The 13,798-nt window shown below is 64.9% G+C and carries 17 protein-coding genes and 1 pseudogene; 7 read left to right on the top strand and 11 right to left on the bottom strand.

The annotated features are described in order from the left end of the window. Window positions 1-165: 165 nt before the first annotated feature. The 3 genes from F813_RS0109140 to F813_RS0109130 all read left to right on the top strand — a co-directional run bounded on the left by F813_RS0109140 (window position 166) and on the right by F813_RS0109130 (window position 2,111). Window positions 166-528: a nucleotide pyrophosphohydrolase gene (locus F813_RS0109140; RefSeq protein WP_017926325.1), complete on the top strand. Its 363-nt coding sequence runs from the start codon at window positions 166-168 to the stop codon at window positions 526-528. Window positions 529-671: 143 nt separating this feature from the next. Further along, window positions 672-1,436 carry an SDR family NAD(P)-dependent oxidoreductase gene (locus tag F813_RS0109135; protein ID WP_012983447.1) on the top strand — a complete coding sequence of 255 codons (765 nt, stop codon included), beginning with the start codon at window positions 672-674 and terminating at the stop codon, window positions 1,434-1,436. 207 nt (window positions 1,437-1,643) lie between these two features. Then, entirely contained in the window at window positions 1,644-2,111 is a 468-nt protein-coding gene (locus F813_RS0109130) for a pyridoxamine 5'-phosphate oxidase family protein (protein ID WP_017926324.1), read from the top strand. 65 nt (window positions 2,112-2,176) lie between these two features. On the opposite strand, the gene F813_RS0109125 is transcribed toward F813_RS0109130, so the two are convergent. The 7 genes and pseudogenes from F813_RS0109125 to F813_RS0109100 all read right to left on the bottom strand — a co-directional run bounded on the left by F813_RS0109125 (window position 2,177) and on the right by F813_RS0109100 (window position 6,793). Continuing rightward, entirely contained in the window at window positions 2,177-2,842 is a 666-nt protein-coding gene (locus F813_RS0109125) for a DUF3012 domain-containing protein (protein ID WP_017926323.1), read from the bottom strand. A 193-nt stretch (window positions 2,843-3,035) separates the two neighbouring features. After that, on the bottom strand, window positions 3,036-3,977 hold the full coding sequence (locus tag F813_RS0109120) for a DUF5996 family protein (RefSeq protein WP_017926322.1): 942 nt from the start codon (window positions 3,975-3,977) through the stop codon (window positions 3,036-3,038). 176 nt (window positions 3,978-4,153) lie between these two features. Beyond that, window positions 4,154-4,783: a MarC family protein gene (locus tag F813_RS0109115; RefSeq protein ID WP_017926321.1), complete on the bottom strand. Its 630-nt coding sequence runs from the start codon at window positions 4,781-4,783 to the stop codon at window positions 4,154-4,156. 173 nt (window positions 4,784-4,956) lie between these two features. Next, window positions 4,957-5,367: a hypothetical protein gene (locus F813_RS13630; RefSeq protein ID WP_017926320.1), complete on the bottom strand. Its 411-nt coding sequence runs from the start codon at window positions 5,365-5,367 to the stop codon at window positions 4,957-4,959. A gap of 147 nt (window positions 5,368-5,514) precedes the next feature. Continuing rightward, window positions 5,515-5,988: a hypothetical protein gene (locus F813_RS0109105; RefSeq protein WP_026148229.1), complete on the bottom strand. Its 474-nt coding sequence runs from the start codon at window positions 5,986-5,988 to the stop codon at window positions 5,515-5,517. A 180-nt stretch (window positions 5,989-6,168) separates the two neighbouring features. Further along, window positions 6,169-6,294: pseudogene (locus tag F813_RS14545) on the bottom strand (NnrS family protein); the annotation flags it as partial. Window positions 6,295-6,463: 169 nt separating this feature from the next. Next, the gene (locus F813_RS0109100) at window positions 6,464-6,793 is read right to left on the bottom strand and encodes a DUF3634 family protein (protein WP_012983440.1); all 330 of its coding nucleotides are present in this window, start codon (window positions 6,791-6,793) and stop codon (window positions 6,464-6,466) included. Between the two features lie 378 nt (window positions 6,794-7,171). Here F813_RS0109100 and katG point away from each other — a divergent pair, with 378 nt between their 5' ends. Next, the gene (gene katG, locus F813_RS0109095) at window positions 7,172-9,352 is read left to right on the top strand and encodes a catalase/peroxidase HPI (protein ID WP_017926319.1); all 2,181 of its coding nucleotides are present in this window, start codon (window positions 7,172-7,174) and stop codon (window positions 9,350-9,352) included. A gap of 115 nt (window positions 9,353-9,467) precedes the next feature. Here the strand turns inward: katG and corA are convergent, their stop codons facing one another. Continuing rightward, a complete protein-coding gene (gene corA, locus F813_RS0109090) occupies window positions 9,468-10,541 on the bottom strand; it encodes a magnesium/cobalt transporter CorA (protein ID WP_012983438.1) in 1,074 nt (357 codons plus the stop codon). Window positions 10,542-10,665: 124 nt separating this feature from the next. Here corA and F813_RS0109085 point away from each other — a divergent pair, with 124 nt between their 5' ends. Together F813_RS0109085 and F813_RS0109080 are read left to right on the top strand one after the other, a co-directional pair. Further along, a complete protein-coding gene (locus F813_RS0109085) occupies window positions 10,666-11,151 on the top strand; it encodes a universal stress protein (protein ID WP_012983437.1) in 486 nt (161 codons plus the stop codon). A gap of 9 nt (window positions 11,152-11,160) precedes the next feature. Further along, the gene (locus F813_RS0109080) at window positions 11,161-11,415 is read left to right on the top strand and encodes a Smr/MutS family protein (RefSeq protein ID WP_012983436.1); all 255 of its coding nucleotides are present in this window, start codon (window positions 11,161-11,163) and stop codon (window positions 11,413-11,415) included. Between the two features lie 87 nt (window positions 11,416-11,502). Here F813_RS0109080 and F813_RS0109075 read toward each other — a convergent pair whose 3' ends face one another. Further along, window positions 11,503-12,480 (bottom strand): patatin-like phospholipase family protein, encoded by a 978-nt coding sequence (locus tag F813_RS0109075; protein WP_017926318.1) that lies wholly within the window; start codon window positions 12,478-12,480, stop codon window positions 11,503-11,505. A gap of 20 nt (window positions 12,481-12,500) precedes the next feature. Beyond that, window positions 12,501-12,932, bottom strand: coding sequence for a hypothetical protein (locus tag F813_RS0109070; protein WP_012983434.1), 432 nt, complete (start codon window positions 12,930-12,932; stop codon window positions 12,501-12,503). A 100-nt stretch (window positions 12,933-13,032) separates the two neighbouring features. Here F813_RS0109070 and F813_RS0109065 point away from each other — a divergent pair, with 100 nt between their 5' ends. Further along, on the top strand, window positions 13,033-13,509 hold the full coding sequence (locus F813_RS0109065) for a YbhB/YbcL family Raf kinase inhibitor-like protein (protein WP_012983433.1): 477 nt from the start codon (window positions 13,033-13,035) through the stop codon (window positions 13,507-13,509). Window positions 13,510-13,543: 34 nt separating this feature from the next. Here the strand turns inward: F813_RS0109065 and F813_RS0109060 are convergent. Then, window positions 13,544-13,798: transposase (locus tag F813_RS0109060; RefSeq protein WP_026148228.1), on the bottom strand; the 255-nt coding region annotated here is incomplete at its 5' end.

The following is a 13,798-nucleotide window of genomic DNA, read 5'->3' as shown; positions in this document are numbered from 1 at the left end:
GTCATCCCGGCCGCAGCGAAGCGAAGAGCGGGCATCTCCGGCATATGAAGGTCCCGGTGATGTTGCTCCTGCTACTCCGCGAGCCATTCCCAGGCGGATTACGGCGCCGCGAGAGTTCGTTACGGTGTCGAGTCCAGAGAGATGGATGCGACAGGAGTGATGGCTATGGGGTCGAATAACGCGCGGGAGCAGGATGAACTGGCGGCTCGGCTGGAGGCGTTCGTCGAAGAGCGCGATTGGGCGCAGTTCCATTCGCCGAAGAATCTCTCGATGGCGCTGGCGGGGGAGGTCGGCGAGCTGATCGAGCACTTCCAGTGGCTGACCGAGGAGCAGTCGCGTGGCCTGTCCGGCGAGGCGCTGGAGGAAGTGCGGGCCGAGATCGCGGATGTGCAGATCTATCTGCTGATGCTGGCGCGCAAGCTGAACATCGACCTCGTGCAGGCGGCGAGCGACAAGCTGGAAATCAACGCGAAAAAATACCCGGTGGACAAGGCGCGGGGTCTCGCGCGCAAGTACACGCACCTGTAGATCGCTCGTTCGTCCCGCCCCGAGGCGTATGCGGTAAGAGTCGTGACCCGGATCAAGATTCCTGGCCTTTGCCGGGCTGATAATGGTCTTGTCCGCGAGCGTCTTGCCGCGGTTCCCCGACTGCATGACGAAGGAGACACAGCATGAGCCCCCTGGTAGGAAAAGTGATCGCAATCACCGGTGGCGCCGGTGGTATCGGCGAGAGCACGGCGCGCACGGCGTACGCGCAGGGCGCCAGTGTGGTGATTACCGACCGCGAGGCCGGGCCGGTGGAGGCCATTGCCCAGTCCCTGGGTGAGCGGGCGGTGGGCCTGGCCGTGGACGTCACGCGGCGCGAGGACAACGAGCGCATGGTCGCGACGGCACTGGAACGTTTCGGACGCCTGGATGGGGTCTTCCTGAACGCCGGAATCGAGGGCGAGGTTGGCCCGTTCGACAGCCGCTCCGACGCGGCGTGGGAGAAGGTCTTTGCCGTCAATGTGCATGGCGTGCGCCTGGGCGCGGAGGCGGCCCTGCCGGCGCTGCGCCGGGGCAATGGCGGCAGCATTGTGATCACCTCCAGCGTAGCCGGGCTGCGCGGGGCCGCCGGCCTCTCGCCGTACGTGTCCAGCAAGCACGCGGTGGTGGGCATGATGAAGTGTCTGGCCGCCGAGCTGGGGCCGGAGAACATCCGCGTGAATACGCTTAACCCCGGCCCGGTCGCGAACCGCATGATGCAGTCCATCGAGGAGCAGGCGAACCCGGGCCACGCCGACGAGGTGCACAAGTCCTTCGAGGCGCGTATCCCGCTGGGTCGGTACGTCAGCAACGAGGAATGCGCCGGGATGGCGGTGTTCCTGCTGTCCGACGCCGCCTCCGGCTGCACCGGCAACACCTACGTCGTCGACGGCGGCCTCTGTTCGCAGTAACCGCCTGTGCGTACGTGCGGCGGGACCTGGGGCGTGCATCGCGGGCCCGGCCGGGCGGCACGCTGTCGAGCGCGTCTACATCGTCCGGAGAGCGTCTATATATCGAAAGATCCTGGCCGCTTTCCTGCGATCTCTCGAGTGGGTGCATGAAATGGCCATCGGGCGATTCCGTCGCCCTGGAGTCCACACATCGTCAGGAGGTGGCAGATGGACGAGGCACTCAGAAAGAAGATCCAGAGCCTGCTGGACGAACACCGGATCATGAGCATTGCCACCCTGCGCGAGGATGGCTGGCCCCAGGTGACGACGGTCGGCTACGTGCATGAAGGGATCACGCTGTACTTCCTCTGCGGACTGGATAGCCAGAAGGCGCGAAACCTGGCGCATGACAACCGGGTTTCTCTCACCATCGATCACGACACCTCCGACCTGATGGCGATTTCGGGGCTGTCCATGGCGGCGCATGCAGAGCCCGTGGTCGATCGGGATGAAGCGCAGAAGGTGCTGGACCTGCTCGTGCAGGCCTATCCCGAGCAGGACACCGCCAAGCTGGATATGGAGATGCCCAGCCCGGAGGACGTCCGGATCTTCCGCGTGACCCCGACGGTGATATCCGTCCTTGATTACTCGAAGGGGTTCGGGCACACGGATCTCGTGGACCTGAGCGTGGCATGAGCGCACGGGCGACGTGGTCGTGCGCCGACCTGCGCGAGTAATTCCGTACCGTCCGGAGCCCCGCGTCAGCGCCCCACGCAGTGGTTGGCAAAGGCGAAGGCGTCGTTCATCGTCCACTGTGCCTGGGGCGTGTTGGCCATGGCGTCGCACCATGCGGGACTGCCCACCGCCTGTGCACCACCGGCGAACGTGGCCTCCATCTGCCGTTCAAGCCGCTCGTTGGTCCGGGCGAAGTTCATCCACGCCACCTCCAGTGACGGCGTTGCATACGCGCTCTCGACGCGCATGATGTTCTCTTCCAGCCGATCCAGCGATTGCTCCATGCGTCCTTCCAGTTCCAGCATGCGCTGGTGGTTTTCCGGGTCGTCAAACGACGCCTCCATGACCTCCATCTCGTGCGCCTCGATCGACTCCATGAAGGCGATCATCTCGCCCGCCAGCTGTTCCAGACGCGGCGTCAGTTCCTCGTTCAGCCAGGCGGCGTGCTCATTGGCGGCCTCCTGGCTGTCGACCCCGGCCAGTTCCGCACTCATGGCGTCGAACAATTCGATCCAGGACTCCATGAAGCCGATCGCGCGCTCCATCGCCGGCGCGTCCGGTTCTTCCTGGATCGGGGCGTGCTGTTCCGCGGCCTGGGCCGAGTCGTTCGACTGGCCGCAGCCGGAAAACGTGATCAACACAAAAGCCAGCCCCGCGATGGCTGGATTGGTAAAACTCGGTAGGGTGTTCATGGCTGCCTCCCTCGGTTCCCCCTAACCGAACACAAAGCAATGCAACAGGACGGGAACCGCGGCCCACAGCGAACGGAATGCGAACAGGCGGCGATTAACTAGTTCATAGCACCAAATGCGCGCGTTTGCGCTGGGTTTCGTAAGCCTCGGCGCCTGTGCGAGCTCGGGCGGCTCCGAAGTGTCGTTTCCGCCGCTACCTCGGGTTGGGAGGGACGAACTCGAGGACTCCGCGGTCCCAGCCGCCATTGTCGGCAGCCGCCTGGTAGGTGCGCTGCAGAAAGTTCAGCAGCGCAGCATCGGGATCGGTCGACGCCCGAACCGCATCGAATGGCAGGATGTATTCGCCGAGGCCTTCGTGGAAATACGCCTCGGTGGGCTGAATGGAGGCCTCGCGATATCCGTCGGGCTCCGGATAGGCATACGCATAGAAAGCCGCTTCACCCAGTCCCGTGCCGGGCCAGAATCCGGCGCTGGCGAGCTCATGCGAGTACGCCTCCTCCATTACCCAGTCGGCACAGTTGGGGGCACCGCCGGGATGCGTCGGCGCCTCGCGGCCGGAAAAGCGTGTGACGGCCAGATCGAACGCACCCCAAAAGAAGTGCACGGGGCTGCACTTTCCCAGAAAGCCCGCGCGGAACTCCGAGAACACCCTGTTCGCCTGCACCAGTGCCTGCCAGAAAGCGTGGATGGCCTGGCGATGATAGCTGCGGTTTCGTGTGTTCCTGGCAAAGGGGATGGCTTCCGGCACCTCCACCGGGCGCGCAAGGATGTGTACTTGAATGCCGAGGCACGCCAGTGCGTCAAAGATCTTGTCATGGAAATCGGCAACGCTCATCGGTTCCAGCGAAAAGAGCACCTTGCGGCCGTGCGATGTGGTGATGACCAGTTGGTGCGCGACGAAATCGAAGTCAATGGTGAACGTCCACCCCTGATAGGGGATCGGCGATGTCGTCAGCCCGGTGCTGGTGACATACAGCGTGGAGCCCCACGAGTGATTCACCCAGGGCCCCAGTTCGAGACGGATCTTGCCGACAATCTGTGTCCACATGTGGACCGTGGTGCAGGTATCCGTCCACTGATCGAGGGGTGGGAGTTCGGGCCAGTGGGTGGGTCCATTCTGCGAGTGGGCGGGCATAAGATCCTCCGGGGGGCTGATCCGGGGCCATTGCGAATCGAGCGAAAGCGCTGGCAAAAGGGCGCGCCCATCAATCCCGAGGAACCCTCAAGGCCATCCTGGGGAGTGTAGACCCCCAAGAAGAGCTTGCTGTCGGACGTCCCGCTTGCGATTCCGCCCGCGTACGGCGCCGGTGATCAGCCCAGCAGGCCGCTTTGCTCGAGGCCGTCGAATATGAACTGCATGGCCAGTGCGCAAAGCAGCACGCCGAGGATACGGGTCAGCACATGGGCGCCGGTTACCCCCAGCAGATGCTGCAGGCGTGATGCGACCAGCAGGCAGACGAGCGCCAGCACCATGATCGCCGCCAGAGCGCCCAGCACCACCGCCTGGGCCATCCAGTCATCGCCGGCCCGGCTCATCAGCAGAATCGCCGCCCCCATCGCCCCCGGCCCGGCGAGCATGGGCGTGGCCAGCGGAAATACCGAGATGTCGCCCCGGCTGCGCGCCTCGCTGGTCTCCGCCGGGGTTGCCGACACCCCACCGGAACTGCGCGCGAAGACCATGTCGATCCCGATCAGCAACAGCAGGATGCCGCCGGCCGTATACAGCGCTGGCATGGTGATGCCCAGTACCGACAGCACGGCCTCGCCGAACAGCGCGAACAGCATCAGGATGCCGGTGGCCAGCAACGCCGCGCGCCAGGCCATCCGGCGCCGTTGCGCGCGGCCCATGCCCTGGCTCAGCACGGCAAAGACCACCGCTACATCCACCGGCCCGACCGTCACGAAAAAGGTCGCCAGTGCGACCACACCCAGCTCCAGCATCGCTCCCTCTTTCCCGCACTGTGCCGCACCGGCCCCGGCCGCTGCCTTTGTGTTATGCACGCGGGCCGTCTACGGCCTGCATCATCGCAGACACAAGCCCCGAGCGAGCAGCATTTGCTATCGCCTCTTGCGCGAAAACAGTCCAGGGCCCTTGGTGGCCTGCCAGTACTGAATCAAATCGTTCCGGTCTTCTCGCCGACGGGGTTCAGCCACCATATAGCGAACAGCAGTGCCGACGTTGCGACGGGATAGCTCGCGAGTGTCAGGCCGGCACCCGGAATGGCCGCCACGGCCAGAATCCCCGCGATCAGCCCCGCTCTGATCGCCAGCGGCGCCCTTTGATACGCTCGATTGATCAGGGCCGCGCCGGCGTACAGTGCAACCCAGCCCCAAAGGCCCGCGAGTGCGCCAAATATGCTTCGTGCTTCGAAGAGAACTTTGGCCCTCGCGATTTCCTCATCGCCAATGCCGTGTTCACGCACAAGTGCCTCTGGTACTTGATTAAACACCTGATTGAGTCCCTGATCTGGCGTGACATACGTGCTCGCCAGCCAGGCGACCCGGAACAGGCACCAGAAGACCACTGTCGATCAGGCCAGGGCAGCCAGCATGATGCCTTTCAGGGTAACTCTCAGGGCCCCTTCCATGTGGGCACACTCCGTGATGGGGAACTCGCTGGTGGCTGCGTATCGGCACGCTGGCCTGTGTCGCAGGCAAACGTGTTGAGAGCGCTAGTCGTCGGCATCCTGTCGCGGCGATTCGCCCGGGCGCCACTCGGCCTGCACCGCGAACAGCTCGATCAGTGCCCGGGCGTTCGGATCGTCACAGCCGTGCGCGTCGATGCGCTGCCCCACCTGAGACTGGATGTCTTCCTGGCCACGCATCAGGGTTTCCGCGATCTGCTCTCCCGTCGCTTCCGGGTGCTGTTCCTGCAGCGCCATGACGGATTGCAGGTAGATCATTTGCTGGTTGGCCAGAAACGCGACCATCTGGTCGTCATCGATTTCGTCGCAGCGGGCCGCGGCCGTACTGGATGCGACGAACTGACTCAGGATGTTCAGGATTTCGGGTGGTTCTTCGGCCCCGGCCGGGGCGCTGAAGCCTAGTATCAGCGCGAGCGAGCCGAGCGCCGCGGCCGCGCGAGACGGGGCGCGTGGCCAGCAAGATGGCTTTCGGGTGGCTCGGGTCGGGGTGGTGGGCCGCATGAGGCCCGGGCGTGCAGAACTGCGTGTCTTCTTCATCGTTTCCCTCCCTGGAAACATTGCGTCTGAGCGGCTCAGACATGCGTGTACGCTAAATGCTTCCGTCCCGCATGTCATCCATGGGCCAGAACCGAGGCGGCTGCGGCACAGGCGGCGAGCAGCCGCACGACGGGGCCATGGACCGAGCGAGCTCCACCAAGCCACAACCAGCACGGCGTACAACCCCGCCAGCAAAAGGAACGGGCGAAAGCCCAGGTGACTCAGGGCGAACCGATACTGGCTCGGCTCGTCGATATTCAGTTGTACGATCGCCCCCTGACTCCGCCGGGTCGTTACCCGTCATCTTTCCGTGAACCACCCAGAAGGTAGCGTTGCCCCTCGCCCATATCATGCATTTCGTTGGTGTCTTGGTGCGAACCTGGGCCCTTTGTCATTGCGGGGCCTCGCAGAGGCCGAGGCAATCTCGCGGACCGGCCCGCTATCCCGTCGCGCGCATGCCGCCGCCCCCTCCGCCCGGCGGGGGTGTCCAGACGTTGCGAAAGGCCTGGTGCGTCTTCGGCGGGAGATGACGGGAGAAGCGCAGCTGAACACCCTGGTCAGTACGCACGGCATCGATCCGGCCGCGCTCCAGGCGGTATCTTCGCGCCACATCCTCGCAGCCGCGTGCGAACCCGGACGGCGGCCTGCCGCGCCGCACGCGGGCGGCGCCCTCGCGCAGTTCCACTGAAAAGACCAGCCTTGCGTGCCAGAGCATCAGTGCGACGCCAAGGCCCAATACAGCGAACATGATCAGCAGCGTGAGCAGCATAATGATTGTGTCGCGGGACAGGGATACCGGCCCAGTGTAACGCCCCCGATCCACGATCCGTGGTTGCGCGGACGGGGCGTGTTGCGCGTGGCCATGAACTGGAGGGGGCCGGGGCGGTCGGACTCCCTACGGAAACACTGATCAATGTGCGGCCCGCCGGTGTGATAACCCCAGGCTATCGGATTGATGGGGAATCTCAACTGGTACCCGTGACTTCCGGGGCCTAACTTCAAGGTTAGACAGACAGCAGGCTGCTCCGCGGCCGGTGTCGGCCCGAAGTGGAAACGGCTTGCCGTCTCCGGGAACAACCATCTTCTGTGCGGATGGCGGTTCCCGAAACGCGATCAAGCTCAACGCAGCGAACTATGGAGAAACAACATGGGTGAGCAGCAGAACATGGGCAAGTGCCCGGTCATGCACGGTGGCCAGACCACCGCGGGTCACTCCGTCACGGAATGGTGGCCGGAAGCGCTGAATCTGGACATCCTGCACCAGCATGACCGCAAGACGAACCCGATGGGCGAGGACTTCAACTATCGGGAAGAGGTGAAGAAGCTCGACTTCGAAGCGCTGAAGAAGGACATGCACGCGCTGCTGACCGAGAGCCAGGCGTGGTGGCCGGCCGACTGGGGTCATTACGGCGGGCTGATGATCCGCATGTCCTGGCACGCGGCGGGTACCTACCGGATTGCCGATGGCCGCGGTGGCGGCGGCACCGGCAACCAGCGCTTCGCGCCGATCAACAGCTGGCCGGACAACGCCAGCCTCGACAAGGCACGCCGCCTGCTGTGGCCAATCAAGAAGAAATACGGCAACAAGATCAGCTGGGCGGATCTGATCATTCTGGCCGGCAACGTGGCCTACGAGAACATGGGTCTGAAGACCTTCGGCTTCTCCTTTGGCCGCGAGGACATCTGGCACCCCGAGAAGGACACCTACTGGGGGGCCGAGAAGGAGTGGCTGGCACCTTCCGACGAGCGCTACGGCGACGTCGAGAAGCCTTCCACCATGGAAAACCCGCTGGCGGCCGTGCAGATGGGCCTGATCTACGTGAACCCGGAAGGGGTCAACGGCAAGCCCGATCCGCTGAAGACCGGCGAGCAGGTGCGCGAGACCTTCGCCCGCATGGCGATGAACGACGAAGAGACCGCGGCGCTGACCGCCGGTGGCCACACCGTGGGCAAGTGCCACGGCAACGGCGATGCCGGCGCGCTGGGGCCGGAACCCGAAGGGGCCGATGTCGAGGAACAGGGCTTCGGCTGGAAGAACCCCAACATGCAGGGCAAGGCCGCCAACGCCATCACCTCCGGCATCGAGGGGGCCTGGACCAAGAACCCGACGCAGTTCGACATGGGGTACTTCGAGGCCCTGCTCGACCACGAATGGGAGCTCAAGAAGAGCCCGGCCGGGGCCTGGCAGTGGGAGCCGGTGGATATGCAGGAGGAGGACAAGCCGGTCGACGCCACGGACCCGTCCATCCGCCATAACCCGATCATGACCGACGCGGACATGGCGATGAAGATGGACCCCGTCTACCGCCAGTACATGGATGCGTTCCGCAAGGACCCCGAGTACTTCAAGGACTGCTTCGCCCGTGCCTGGTTCAAGCTGATCCACCGCGATATGGGCCCGAAGACCCGCTACATCGGGCCGGACGCGCCGCAGGAAGATCTGATCTGGCAGGACCCGGTGCCGGCCGGCAACACCGACTATTCCGTCGAGGCCGTCAAGCAGAAGATTGCCGAGAGTGGCCTGAGTATCGCCGAGCTGGTCGCGACCGCCTGGGACAGCGCCCGTACCTTCCGGGGTTCCGACATGCGCGGTGGCGCCAACGGTGCCCGCATCCGCCTGGCGCCGCAGAAGGACTGGGAAGGCAACGAGCCCGAGCGCCTGGCGCGCGTGCTCAAGGTCTACGAGCAGATCTCCTCCGAGACCGGGGCCAGCGTAGCGGATCTGATCGTGCTGGGCGGCAGCGTGGGCATCGAACAGGCGGCCCGGGCGGCCGGTCATGATGTCCTGGTGCCGTTCATCCCGGGCCGGGGTGATGCCAGCGCCGAGATGACCGATGCCGACTCCTTCGAGCCCCTGGAGCCGTTGGCCGATGGCTTCCGCAACTGGCTGAAGAAGGAGTACGTGGTCAAGCCGGAGGAGATGCTGCTCGACCGCGCCCAGCTGATGGGCCTGACCGCGCCGGAGATGACGGTGCTGATCGGCGGCATGCGTGTGCTGGGCACCAACCATGGTGGCAGCAAGCACGGCGTGTTTACCGACCGCGAAGGGCAGCTGACCAACGACTTCTTCGTCAACCTGACCGACATGGCCTATGCCTGGCAGCCGGCAGGCAGCGGCGTGTACGAGGTGCGTGATCGTCAGAACGATCAAGTGAAGTGGACCGCCAGCCGCATCGACCTGGTGTTCGGCTCCAACTCCATCCTGCGCAGCTACGCCGAGGTGTACGCCCAGGACGACAACGAGGAGAAGTTCGTGCAGGACTTCATCCGGGCCTGGACCAAGGTGATGAACGCCGACCGCTTCGACCTGGAGCAGTTCCAGCAGTAGGCACGGCACGTGCCGGGTGACGAGCCCGGTTCAAGCAAAAAGGCGCTCGGGGTGACCCGGGCGCTTTTTTGTTGGGCAATGTCTTCGCGGGCAAGCCCGCTCCCACATGGTGGGGCTACAGCCAGCGGCGGCGGCGGAACAGGTAGAGCATGCCGAGGACGATGGCGAGCATGATGCCGAGCAGGACGGGATAGCCGTAGTAGGTGTAGAGCTCGGGCATTGACCACGGGCTGTCGGGGTGGTCGAAGTTCATGCCGTAGATGCCGACGATGAACGTGAGCGGGATGAAGATGGTGGCGATGATGGTGAGCACACGGATCACGTCGTTGGAGCGCTGGTTGACGGCCGAGAGGTAGGCCTCGATCAGGCTGGAGGCCATGTCGCGATAGGACTCCAGCAGGTCCATGATCTGGATGGTGTGATCGTGGACGTCGCGCAGCCAGGGCATCATGTCGGGGCCGAACGGGTCCTGGTCGTCGCGCATCAGGCGGGTGATCACGTCGCGCGTGGGCCAGAGCTGGCGGCGCAGCACCAGCAGCTCGCGGCGCACGACATGGATGCGGCTCAGGGTGTCGTGGTTGGGCTGCGAGAGCACGCGTTCTTCCAGGTCTTCAATGCGGTCGCCGAGTTGTTCCATCAGCGGGAAGGCCTGGTCCACGACCACGTCCATCAGGGCATAGGCCAGGTATGGGGCGCCCAGGCGATTGAAGTTGCGGTTGGTGCCACGCATGCGCTGGCGGATGGGCTCGAACGGGTCGGTCTCGCCGCTGTGCACGCTGATCACGAACTGCGGGTGTACGAACAGGTTGAACTGCTCCAGGCGCACGCTATCGCCGTCCAGCTGCGGCTGGTTGAGGATGATGACCGCGTAGTCGTCAAAGTAGTCGAGCTTGGGGCGCTGGCCGCGATGGCGCACATCCTCCAGCGCCAGTGGGTGCAGCCCGAAGGCCTCGCCCAGGCGCTGCAGCTGATGGGGACTGGGTGCCCCCTGGAAGTGCAGCCAGACGAACCCGTCCGTCGGCGTGCCTTTGCGCAGGATCGCGTCCGGATCCTGCGGGTTCAGTTGTTCATTGTGGTAGAGCCACGCGGAAACAGCGGCCTCGGAAGGGTGGGGGTGTTCGTGAGCGTGTGCGCCGTGGCCCGGGGCCGTTCCGGGCTGCGGATAGGTTTTCTCGAACAGTCGTGTCATGGGTTCTCCCGGCTCGGCATTGCCCCGAGTATAGGGTGTTCGCCGGCGCGGACGACACGCGGGTGCGGGGACGCGGCAACTCTGGCAGGCTGGACGGTGGCCGGTAACGAGGAGCGCGGAGCCGATGGAACTGAAGACGATGCTGGTGCCGGTAGACGGCTCGGCCAACGCCTGGCGCGCGGTTGAGGTGGCGGCTGACCTGGCCGCCAAATACCAGACAAGGGTGGTGCTGGTGAGCGTGCTGCTGCAGGGCGAGGTGCCGCCGCATATCCGCAAGCTGTCGGATCTGCCCGACCCGAATGATCCACCGCTCGCGGTCGGGGGCGCGGCGGTGGGTTCGTCGGTGCCGCCGAAGGTGCTGCGCGACATCGCAAAGAAACTGAACGAGCAGGCCCACGAGTACTTCACCGCCCTGGGTGTGACGGATATCGGGCACCATGTCGAGGATGGCTCCCCGGCCAAGGTGATCCTGCAGCAGGCCGAGTATCACGATGTGGACATGATCGTCATGGGCTCCCGCGGGCTGGGGGGGTTGCAGGGGCTGCTGGCCGGCAGCGTGTCGCACAAGGTGCAGCAGCTGGCGCGCTGCATTGTGGTGACGGTTAATTGAGGTCCCGCGATGTCGCGGCTTTCCATCGACCTACACGAATGCTTTCGTAACGGGCGCCAGATCGATGCGGCGCTGAATGGCGCGATCGAAGAGGCCTGCGACAAGCGCATCAAGACGGTGGAGATCATCCACGGCAAGGGCAGCGGGCAACTGAAAAAGCGCGTACTGCGTTTTTTGCAGCAGCCGGAGATCAAGCAGCGCTACCACCGGGTGGAGAAGGACTCGAAGAACCATGGACGGTTGTTTGTGCATTTCAAGCACTGACCGACAACGTTCTCTCTTCCGTTGCAGGAGGCCACCCTCTGGCCGATTCGGCGCCGGCAAAACCCTATCGGCCAGAGGGCTGGCCTCCTACAGGGGGCGGGGCGACGGGTCCTGGTTGCCCAGGCTGCGTTCGGCGAGGTGGTAGCCGAGTTCGATCATCTCGCGGGCGCGGTGAAAGTCGAAGATGCCGCAGGCGTTGACCGGCACTTCGATCAGGTACTCGGGGTTGTAGGCGGCGATGCGAAAGCGCGCGATCGAGCCCTGCATGGCCTCGATGGAGTGGGAGACCACGTCGATCAGGCTGAGCGCCCGGGCCTCCTGGGCGCGGCTCATGCCGGCGGTGGTGGAGCCGAGGCCAAGCCTGCCTGGCCAGTCCTGGAGCCAGCCGCCGACCCGGTCCGGCAATACGCCCTGCAGCCGCTGATTCAGGCGGTTGCGCCCCAGTTTTTCGGCGTCGACGTCGTCGAAGGCGTTGGGGCGGGTGACGCGCGTGAGTTCGTCTCCCATGCGTCCGTTCAGGCTCACGGCCACGGTAATGTCGGTGTGGTCGTTCAGGGTCGGCGCGATGGGGACCGGGTTTAGCAGGGCGCCATCCACCAGCAGGCGGCCGCGATGGCGCACGGGAGTGAACACGGTGGGGATGGCGATGGAGGCGCGAATCGCGTTGAAAAGCGAGCCGGAGTTCAGCCAGACCTCGCGTTCGCGCTCGATGTCGGTCGCGACAGCGGTGAAGGAGATCGGCAGTTCCTCAATGTCGATGTCGCCCAGCATGTCGCGCAGTTTGCCGATCAGGCGGTCGCCCCGGATCAGCCCGGCACCGCGGAACGAGAAGTCGAGCAGCCGCCAGACGTCCTGGCGGCGCAAGGTTTTGACCCAGTCCTCGTAGATATCCAGCTTGCCGGCTGCGTAGATGCCGCCGATCAGCGCGCCCATGGAAGCGCCCGAGATGGAGCGGATGCGGTAGTCGGAGTGCTCCTCCAGCCAGCGGATGACCCCGATCTGGGCCAGGCCCCGGGCGCCACCGCTGCCCAGTACCAGCGAAATCGACTGTTCGTGATCGCGCATCGTACGGTGGCTCGATGGGGTTACGAGGAGGTGTCACCCAGAAGGAAGTCGTGCAGGGTCCGGGCGGACTCCGTGGCCGACTCTTCCAGGCGCACCTGCCATACGGCGACGGGGTGTTCCGGCGACCATTCGCTGATCACCACCAGGCCCGCATAGATACTGGTACCGCGGACGGTACCGACGGTGATGCGTCCGGTATCGTCGCCGAACAGGCGCACTTCGAACTCCGAGCCGGGCGCGGGCAGGGACCAGTACCCGTTCTGGCCCGTCTCGCGGAATTCTTCGTCGGAGGGGTGAACCGCCTCGCCAAAGTGGCGGCGTAACAGTGGCACGGCGAGCCGGTGTGGCAGGCCCAGCACGGTCTCGATTCCCGAGCGGCCGCGGTCGATCGCCCGTGCAGCCCCGGTCAGGGGATCTTCTCGGCCCAGCCAGCGTTTTACGGCATTCAGCATGCCCTCGATGATCCGCGTGACGGCGGGCGGCTGCAACCGGTTGGTGTGGGCCCGGGGCGCGCGTTAGGGTGGCGGGTACGCATTGATCAGGAGATTGGCGATGGGTTTTGCACTGTCCGACCTGCAGCTGTCCAGTTCCGCGTTCGGCCCTGGCCAGCCGATCCCGAAGCGCCATACGGGCGAAGGCGAGGATACCTCGCCGGCGCTCAAGTGGAGCAACCTCCCGCGGGAAACGCGTTCGCTGGCCGTCATCTGCCATGATCCGGATGCCCCGTTGATCAAGTCCGGCACCTACGGCTTTGTGCACTGGGTGCTGTACAACCTGCCGCCGGATACCGACGGCCTGCCTGAGGCGGCCACGCTGGGCGATGTCGGCGAGAACGACTTTGGTGGCACCGGCTACGGTGGCCCGATGCCGCCCGAGGGCCACAGCAAACACCACTACTTCTTCTGGCTGCTGGCGCTGGACCGCGATCTGCAGCTCCCCGCCGGCCTCACGCTCTGGCAATTCCTGGATCGTGCCGAACCCCACGTGATCGGCATGAACCGGCTGGTTGGTACCTACCAGCGCGACTGACCTTTGGCTAACCCCCCGTAGATACCGTCTTGCCCTACGGGGTGCAAGGGGTTTCATGGCGGGCTTGATACGGGGTTTGGGATTTGAGCACACCGAAGGCGATGTGCAGGAGTTTGCGCATAGCCGCCCCGATCGCCGACATCTTGGCCTTGCCGCGTGTCAGCAGACGTTGATGCTGGTGTCGCACGTCCGGGTTGTACCGGGTCGCCACCACCGCCGCCATGTAGAGCGCCTTGCGCAGTCGGCTGGAACCGATCTTCGCCAACCGCGAGGGCCGCCGGACCGTGGT

It is taken from the genome of Thioalkalivibrio sp. HL-Eb18 (genome assembly GCF_000364985.1).
Taxonomy (GTDB): domain Bacteria; phylum Pseudomonadota; class Gammaproteobacteria; order Ectothiorhodospirales; family Ectothiorhodospiraceae; genus Thioalkalivibrio.
The sequence above is the reverse complement of the archived record's forward strand: the minus strand, read 5'-3'. Positions and strand labels throughout refer to the sequence as shown.

Excerpts from the sequence above, each read along its gene's own strand:
- F813_RS0109120 (WP_017926322.1), bottom strand. The coding sequence starts at position 3,977 with ATGCCCGCCCACTCGCAGAATGGACCCACCCACTGGCCCGAACTCCCA.
- F813_RS0109115 (WP_017926321.1), bottom strand. The coding sequence starts at position 4,783 with ATGCTGGAGCTGGGTGTGGTCGCACTGGCGACCTTTTTCGTGACGGTC.
- F813_RS0109105 (WP_026148229.1), bottom strand. The coding sequence starts at position 5,988 with ATGCGGCCCACCACCCCGACCCGAGCCACCCGAAAGCCATCTTGCTGG.
- F813_RS0109140 (WP_017926325.1), top strand. The coding sequence starts at position 166 with ATGGGGTCGAATAACGCGCGGGAGCAGGATGAACTGGCGGCTCGGCTG.
- F813_RS0109125 (WP_017926323.1), bottom strand. The coding sequence starts at position 2,842 with ATGAACACCCTACCGAGTTTTACCAATCCAGCCATCGCGGGGCTGGCT.
- F813_RS0109080 (WP_012983436.1), top strand. The coding sequence starts at position 11,161 with ATGTCGCGGCTTTCCATCGACCTACACGAATGCTTTCGTAACGGGCGC.
- F813_RS0109085 (WP_012983437.1), top strand. The coding sequence starts at position 10,666 with ATGGAACTGAAGACGATGCTGGTGCCGGTAGACGGCTCGGCCAACGCC.
- F813_RS0109070 (WP_012983434.1), bottom strand. The coding sequence starts at position 12,932 with ATGCTGAATGCCGTAAAACGCTGGCTGGGCCGAGAAGATCCCCTGACC.
- F813_RS0109100 (WP_012983440.1), bottom strand. The coding sequence starts at position 6,793 with ATGCTGCTCACGCTGCTGATCATGTTCGCTGTATTGGGCCTTGGCGTC.
- F813_RS0109065 (WP_012983433.1), top strand. The coding sequence starts at position 13,033 with ATGGGTTTTGCACTGTCCGACCTGCAGCTGTCCAGTTCCGCGTTCGGC.
- katG (WP_017926319.1), top strand. The coding sequence starts at position 7,172 with ATGGGTGAGCAGCAGAACATGGGCAAGTGCCCGGTCATGCACGGTGGC.
- F813_RS0109135 (WP_012983447.1), top strand. The coding sequence starts at position 672 with ATGAGCCCCCTGGTAGGAAAAGTGATCGCAATCACCGGTGGCGCCGGT.
- F813_RS0109075 (WP_017926318.1), bottom strand. The coding sequence starts at position 12,480 with ATGCGCGATCACGAACAGTCGATTTCGCTGGTACTGGGCAGCGGTGGC.
- F813_RS0109130 (WP_017926324.1), top strand. The coding sequence starts at position 1,644 with ATGGACGAGGCACTCAGAAAGAAGATCCAGAGCCTGCTGGACGAACAC.
- corA (WP_012983438.1), bottom strand. The coding sequence starts at position 10,541 with ATGACACGACTGTTCGAGAAAACCTATCCGCAGCCCGGAACGGCCCCG.